Source organism: Parafrankia soli (genome assembly GCF_001854695.1).
GTDB lineage: Bacteria > Actinomycetota > Actinomycetes > Frankiales > Frankiaceae > Parafrankia > Parafrankia soli.
Window position 1 is genome coordinate 65,145 of sequence record NZ_MAXA01000222.1, and the last position, 7,008, is coordinate 72,152.

General features: G+C 74.4%; 4 protein-coding genes and 1 pseudogene. 1 reads left to right on the plus strand and 4 read right to left on the minus strand.

Features of this window, described 5'->3' with window-relative positions; all coding sequences use genetic code 11:
* Nucleotides 1–141: 141 nt before the first annotated feature.
* The 4 genes and pseudogenes from BBK14_RS20205 to BBK14_RS20220 form a co-directional block, all read right to left on the minus strand.
* Nucleotides 142–2,448 (minus strand): ArnT family glycosyltransferase, encoded by a 2,307-nt coding sequence (locus tag BBK14_RS20205; RefSeq protein WP_071064823.1) that lies wholly within the window; start codon nt 2,446–2,448, stop codon nt 142–144.
* A 105-nt stretch (nt 2,449–2,553) separates the two neighbouring features.
* Nucleotides 2,554–2,763 (minus strand): annotated as a pseudogene (locus BBK14_RS20210) (Uma2 family endonuclease); the annotation flags it as partial.
* Nucleotides 2,764–2,907: 144 nt separating this feature from the next.
* Nucleotides 2,908–4,821, minus strand: coding sequence for a sensor histidine kinase (locus BBK14_RS20215; protein ID WP_071064825.1), 1,914 nt, complete (start codon nt 4,819–4,821; stop codon nt 2,908–2,910).
* A gap of 13 nt (nt 4,822–4,834) precedes the next feature.
* Entirely contained in the window at nt 4,835–5,530 is a 696-nt protein-coding gene (locus tag BBK14_RS20220) for a response regulator transcription factor (RefSeq protein WP_071064827.1), read from the minus strand.
* A 540-nt stretch (nt 5,531–6,070) separates the two neighbouring features.
* Here BBK14_RS20220 and BBK14_RS20225 point away from each other — a divergent pair.
* Entirely contained in the window at nt 6,071–6,919 is an 849-nt protein-coding gene (locus BBK14_RS20225) for a hypothetical protein (protein ID WP_131802363.1), read from the plus strand.
* The last annotated feature ends 89 nt before the right edge of the window (nt 6,920–7,008 follow it).

Below are 7,008 nucleotides of genomic sequence, written 5' to 3' on the forward strand. Positions count from 1 at the left end.
GGACCGCCCCGACGCGCTGGCTGGAGTGGGCCCCGCCCCCCGCCCCCCCGCTCCCCGCCCCCCTGGACCGGGCGCAACGATGTGCGGCGGGTGGGTGAGTCCATGGACTCACCCACCCGCCACGGTTGTGTCGAGTCGGGGTCAGGCTGTGGTGGTGCCGCTTGTGGTGGTGGTTGGGGTGGTCAGGTTGTAGAGGGTTGTGCCGTCGACGGTGGTGGCGGTGAAGTTCGCCGCGACCCAGGCCGCGATGTCACTGGACGCCTGGCTTCCGCCGTTCTGCCCGCCGAAGCCGCCGCCGCCGATGAAGTAGTGGATGCGGCCGTCCGCCACGTACTGCTTGAACTGCTCGAGGGTGGGGGAGGGGTCGCTGCCGTTGAAGCCACCGATCGCCATCACCGGATCGCCACTGGCGAGCTGGTAGCCGGCGGCGTTGTTCGACCCGACGGACGCCGCCACCCAGGTGTAGGACGAGGCGTCCGCCTCCAGCAGCGCGAGGACCTCCTCGCTGGGGTTACCGGCGCTGAGCAGGCCGCCCATGCCACCGCCGGGGCCGCCCTGCGTGCCGCCGGGAGCAGTGCCGCCCTGAGTAGTGCCTCCGGGGGCGGCGCCGCCCCGAGTAGTGCCTCCGGGGGCCGTCCCTCCGGGGGCCGTGCCGCCCGGAGCTGTACCTCCCGGAGCAGTGCCGCCGCCGGGGACCTGCGTCGTCCCCTGCTGGGCCCCGCCGTTGCCGCCGCCCGGTCCGCCGAACAACTGCCGTCCGCCACCGCCCGGTCCGCCGAAGCCCGAGCCTGCCGGGCCCGCGGACGGGATGGAACCGGTGTGCGGGGTGGCCGCGGTCGCGATCGAGTAGCCGAGCGGCCCGAGCAGCGCCGAGACCAGCGCGGCCGCGACGACCACCAGCCGGGCCGCCCGCGGCAGCCGCGGGAGCACGATGAGCAGCAGTGCCGCCGCGAAACCGACGATCAGCACGACCCAGCGCATCCACGGGTTCCAGTCGGGTGTGCGGTCGAGCAGGACGTAGGACCACAGCGCGGTCAGCACCAGGATCCCGGCCATGGTGGCCGCGGCGATCGGGTGCTCACGGCGGCGCCACAGGGTCGCGGCTCCCATGCCGACCACGGCGCCGACCGCGGGGGCGAGCGCGACCGTGTAGTAGGCGTGGAAGATGCCCTGCATCTGGCTGAACACGATGCCGGTGACCAGCAGCCAGCCGCCCCAGACCGCGAGCGCGGCCCGTCCGGGATCGGTGCGGGGTGCGCGCCGGGTGATCCACAGGCCCGCCACCAGCAGGGCGAGCGCGGTCGGCAACAGCCAGGAGATCTGCGCGCCGACCTCGGAGCCGAACATCCGGCCCCAGCCGGTCGTGCCCCACATGCTGCCGCCACCACCGGCGCCGCCCGGTGCGCCGCCACCGCCGACGCTGCCGGACTCGTTGCCGGTCAGCCGGCCCAGGCCGTTGTAGCCGAGAGTCAGCTCCAGGATGCTGTTGTGCTGCGACCCGCCGATGTACGGGCGGGCCGAGTCGGGGACGAGCTCGACGATCGCGATGAAGATCCCGGACGGGACGATCAGTCCGAGCGTGCCCGCTCCGACCTGCCACAGCCGCCGGGTGAACCGCGTCGGCGCGGTGACGAGGTAGACGAGGGCCAGCACCGGGACGATCAGCAGCGCCTGCAGCATCTTCGTCAGAAAGCCGAAGCTGACGAACACCCCGGCCCAGACCAGCCAGCGGGTGCCCGCGGTCTCGACGGCGCGCAGCGTCGCGTACGCCGCGGCGACCAGTAGCAGGACGAGCAGGGCGTCCGGGTTGTTGAACCGGAACATCAGCGTCGCGACCGGGGTGATCGCGAGGACGGCCCCGGCGAGCAGCGCCGCGCCGGCCGGGAAGGCCCGGCGCACCGCGGCGTAGAGCAGGCCGACCGTGGCGACGCCCATCAGCGCCTGCGGGACGAGGATGCTCCAGGCGTTCACCCCGAAGACGCGCGCGGAGAGCGCCATCACCCAGATCGAGGCCGGGGGCTTGTCGACGGTGATGGAGTTCCCGGCGTCCGAGGAGGCGTAGAACATCGCCTTCCAGCTCACCGAGCCGGCCTGGACCGACGCCGAGTAGAAGGCGTTCGCCCAGCCGGAGGCGCCGAGGCCCCACAGGTAGAGGACGGCCGTCGCCGCGAGCAGCCCGAGCAGCGTGGGCCGCACCCACCGCGGATCGTCGGGACGTCCGCGCGCGAACCGGCCGAYCCGTCCGTCGCCGGCCAGCCGTCGCCGCCCGGACGCCCCGCCCGCCCGCCCGGGAGCACCGGCKGGCCAGTGCGTGCCCGGAACGGTCGCGTGGTCAGCCCCCGTGTAGGCCGCGTGGTCAGCCCTCGGGTAGGCCGCACGGTCAGCCCTCGCGTAGGCCGCGTGGTCGAACTGGTCGGTCGGCGGTGACGGCGTCGGTGAGGTCGGCATAAGGATCAGGGTCGGACGTCGACCTTTCCCGACCTTGTGCCCTACCTGTGCATCACCTGTGGGTACCGGCACCTAGGCCGCGCCCGCCTCGCTGGCGATCACTTCGTCGAAGTCGAAGTCCGCGTTCCAGTCTGGCCCGGCCGCCGACTCCAGGGCGACCGCGAGGATCTTGATCAGCCGGTTGTGACGCTTGGCCGCGCTGGGACTTACGACGACCATTCCGTCCACGATCTCGATGCCCGCGCACTGCTCCTCGGACCAGGAGTCGTACTGCTCCGCCGTGATCTGCTGATGCATCCAGGCAGGAGCGATCATCTCCGCAGCGATGGCGCACGTCCCCTCAGGAGACCCGGCAGGCCTGAACCCGCCACATCAGCCTAGCGCCGTCAGGCCGAGGAACTGCTCACCGAACGAGGGCGACTGCCCGACCTCCGGGTGGGACAGTGCCCCACCGGTGCATCACCTGTGAGGACGGGTCCCCGCGGCCGTCACGGCGGGATCGGCGGCGTCGGGCGCGCAGCCGTCGATGGTGCCCGGTGGGTCGAGGGCGCCCGGTGGGTCGAGGGCGCCCGGTGGGTCGAGGGCGCCCGGTGGGTCGAGGGCGCCCGGGTCCGGGGCGCCCGGGTCGGCGGTGCCCAGGGGCAGGACCACGGTGAAGGCGGTGCGGCCGGGACGGCTCGCGGCCGCGACCCGTCCATGGTGTGCCTCGACCACCGCCGCCACGATGGACAGTCCGAGCCCGGTGCTACCGGCCGCGCGGGAACGCGAACTGTCCCCCCGCGCGAAGCGCTCGAACACCTTCGGGAGCAGCGCGTCCGGGATGCCCGGCCCGTCGTCGATCACCGAGAGCACCGCGGACGGCCGGTCCGCGCCCGGCCCGTTCGCCGCGGGACCGGAAGGCCCCGGAGCGGAGGGTTCCGGCTCGACGGTCAGTCGGGCCGTCACGCGGCTGCCCGGTGGGGTGTGCGTGCGGGCGTTGGCGAGCAGGTTGGCGAGGACCTGGTGCAGCCGGGCCGGGTCGCCCGCCACGGCGACGGGCCTGCTGGGCAGGTCCAGCTCGAAGCGGTGCTCGGGCGCGGCCACGTGGGCGTCGCTGACCGCGTCCACCACGAGCCGGGAGAGGTCGACGGTCTCCCGCACGAGCGGGCGTCCGGAGTCGAGGCGGGCCAGCAGCAGCAGGTCGGAGACGAGCGCGGTCATCCGTGCGCTCTCGGACTCGACCCGGCCCATCGCGTAGGCGACGTCCGGCGGGACGGTGTCGCGGGTGCGCCTGGTGAGCTCGGCGTAGCCGCTGATCGCCGCCAGCGGTGTGCGCAGCTCGTGGCTGGCGTCGGCGAGGAACTGGCGCATCCGCGTCTCGCTCGCGTGCCGCGCGGAGAAGGCCGCGCCGATGTGGCCGAGCATCCGGTTCAGCGCCGCGCCGACCTGCCCGACCTCGGTCCGGGGGTCGGTGTCGACGTCCGGCGCCACCGCCATGAGGTCGACGGCCCCCCGGTCGAGCGGGAGCTCGGCCACCCGGCTCGCCGTCGCCGCGACCCGGCTCAGCGGCCGCAGCGTGACCCGGATGATCGCCGCGCCCGCGATCCCGGCTGCCAGCACGCCCAGCGCCGCCACGATCGCGCCGGCGATCGCGACCTCGGTCAACGTCGCGCTGACCTCGTTCATCGGTACCCCGGTGACGAGCACCGTCTGCCCGTCGGGGTCGAAGTGCGCGATGAGGCGGTAGTCGCCCCGGTCGCTGATCCCGCGGGTGTGCTCCTGGCCGTCGAGCGGGATCTGGGCCACTGTGGCGGCGTCCACGCCGGTGAGCTCCACCGGGGTGCCGTCGTCGTCGATGACGGCCACGGCCGCGCTCTCGATCAGGGATGTGAGGTCCGGGGCCGGCGAGCCCGGCGGCGGTGCGCTCCGCAGTGCCTCGCGAGCCGAGCCCTGGGCGGCGGTGTCGGGGACGCGCAGTTCGAAGACCGCACCGAGGGTCCCCGGCGGCTGACCGCGGCCGTCCAGGAACGCGCCCACCCGCTCGTCGGCGGTCAGGTCGGGCCTGGGCAGCGCCAGGCCGGGTGCGCCCATACCCCCCGGGACGTCGATGCCGTAGCCGGGCAGCAGGAGCGGACCGGACTGGTTGGTCGGCCCCCATCGGCGGCTCGCCTCCTGTAGCCGGTCGTCGAGCTGCTGAACGAGCACCCCGCGCAACGCGACGGCTATCACGAAGACGATCACCGCGGACATCACGGCGAGCAGCGCAAGGAGCAGCGCGAGGAGCCTGGTGCGCAGCGACCAGCCGGCCGGCCCGCGCCGCCGGCCAGTGCGGGTGGGACCACCGGCGTGCGTGGATGTCTCGCCGTGCGCTGGAACCGCCGCGCCGCGTGTCATCGCCGCGGGCCGGTCAGGTCGCCGGCCGGAGTACGTAGCCGGCGCCGCGCATTGTGTGGATCATGGCGGGGCGGCCGGCGTCGATCTTCTTGCGCAGGTAGGAGACGTACAGTTCGACGACGTTCGCCTGGCCGCCGAAGTCGTAGTTCCACACCCGGTCCAGGATCTGCGCCTTGCTCAGCACCCGGCGCGGGTTGCGCATGAAGAAGCGCAACAGCTCGAACTCGGTCGCCGTCAGGCGGATCTCGCGGCCGGCCCGGGTGACCTCGCGGCTCTCCTCGTTCATGATGAGGTCGCCGACGACCAGCACGGCGCCGTCCCAGATCGTCGAGCGGTGCAGCCGGCGCAGCAGCCCGCGCAGGCGCGCGACGAGCTCCTCCAGGCTGAACGGCTTGGTGACGTAGTCGTCGCCGCCGGCGGTGAGGCCGGCCACCCGGTCCTCGACGGCGTCGCGGGCGGTGAGGAACAGCACCGGTACCTCGGGGCTGTCCGCGCGCAGCTTGCGCAGCACCTCGAGGCCGTCCATGTCGGGCAGCATGATGTCGAGGACCACCGCGTCCGGCCGGAAGTCGCGGGCTACGCGCAGCGCGCCGCGCCCGTCCTGCGCGGTGCGCACTTCCCAGCCCTCGTAACGCAGGGCCATGGACAGCAGCTCCGACAGCGTGTTCTCGTCGTCGACGACCAGAATGCGGGGGCTCGACGGCTGCATTCCGTCAGCATGGAATGCATTCCTGTGGGCTTCCTGAACATCTCCTGTGGGTTGGCTGTGCGCCCGCGCGGGCGACGCGGTGGCGCTGGCCCGCTGCGGTGGGCACATAACCAGCGCTCAGCGTCGTCACAGGCTGCGCACAGGTTATCGGCGAAATCTCCTCCCGACGGCGGCGACCGACCCGCCGGGACGAGGAGTTCGGACATGAGCCACGTCGGGCCCGACGACCCGCCCGAGTCCTCGCCGTCGAGCGGGGCGGCCCCGTCACCGGCGGGAGGGAATCCCCAGCCGCCGTCGACGAACGGGCCGCCGCAGGCGGGCACATGGCCGGCGCCGCAGGCAGGTGGTGAGCCGGCGCCGCAGGCGACTGGGAGCCACGCGGCTGGAAGCGGGGCTTCCCAAACGCCCGGCTGGACCGGGTCGCCGGCCTGGAACGGGCCGCCGCCGCCGCCGTCGCCGGGGCCGGGGCCGGGGCCGGGGTCGGCCCCGGGCGAGGCCTCGTCCCGGGCGGCTGCCTCTCCCGGCGCGCCGGTGCCCGGCGTGAGCCCGCCGCCGAGGGTGGCCTCGGGTGCGCTGCCCCGGTGGAGCCTGGGCCGGACGGCCGTGGCCGGAGCCATCGCGCTCGCTCTCGCCGTCGGCGCGGCGGCCGCGGTCAACGCCAGCAGCCTCGGCTCGGACGGAGCCGGCGGCGGCCCCGGCGGCCTGCGCGGCGGGCCGTTCCAGGTCATGAACCCGGCCGGATCGGCGGTGACGGCGGGTGGCACCGGCACCGGTTCGCTGCACGGGGAGTACGTCACCGCGGACCGCTCCGGCGGCTACACGACCGTCCGGACCCAGTCCGGCGAGGTCACGACAGTGCAGCCCACCGCCGTCACGGTGCGCAGCACGGACGGCTTCACCGCGACCTACACGGTCACGGACGAAACGCTCGTGGACGGCGGCACGGGTGGGATCGGCAACGTCGACGTCGGTGACACCGTCGGGGTCACCGCGACCGTGCCCGATGACGATCCGGCCGACGGCACCCCGTCGACGGCCACCGCGACCGCGACCGCGATCGTCGAGGAGGCCACCGACCAGGGCCAGGGGCAGACCCAGGGCCAGATTCCGAGTCAGGGGCAGGGGCAGGGCCAGCCGCCGGGCGGAGCGGGCGGCCTGACGGGGCGCGGCGGGCTGGGCGGGGGCGCGTTCCCCGGCTCGCCGCCGGGACAGGGCACGGCGTCGGGCGGGACGGACCCCACCGTCCAGGGCGGGGCCGCCCCGGTGCCGCCGTTGCCTGGTATGGCAGCCCCGCTCGCGCGGCAGACCGCCCTCGTCCCGTCAGCCACCCGGCTGGAGGGTGGGCGGGGCGGCACCGAGACCGGCACGGCCGTGGCCACCGCCGCCTAGTGTCCCGGTCCGGAGATTCGCGCGCAGTAGTGTCCGATCGCGTCGATGATCTGGTCGGCGGTCCTGGTCCACTTGAAGGGCCTGGCGTT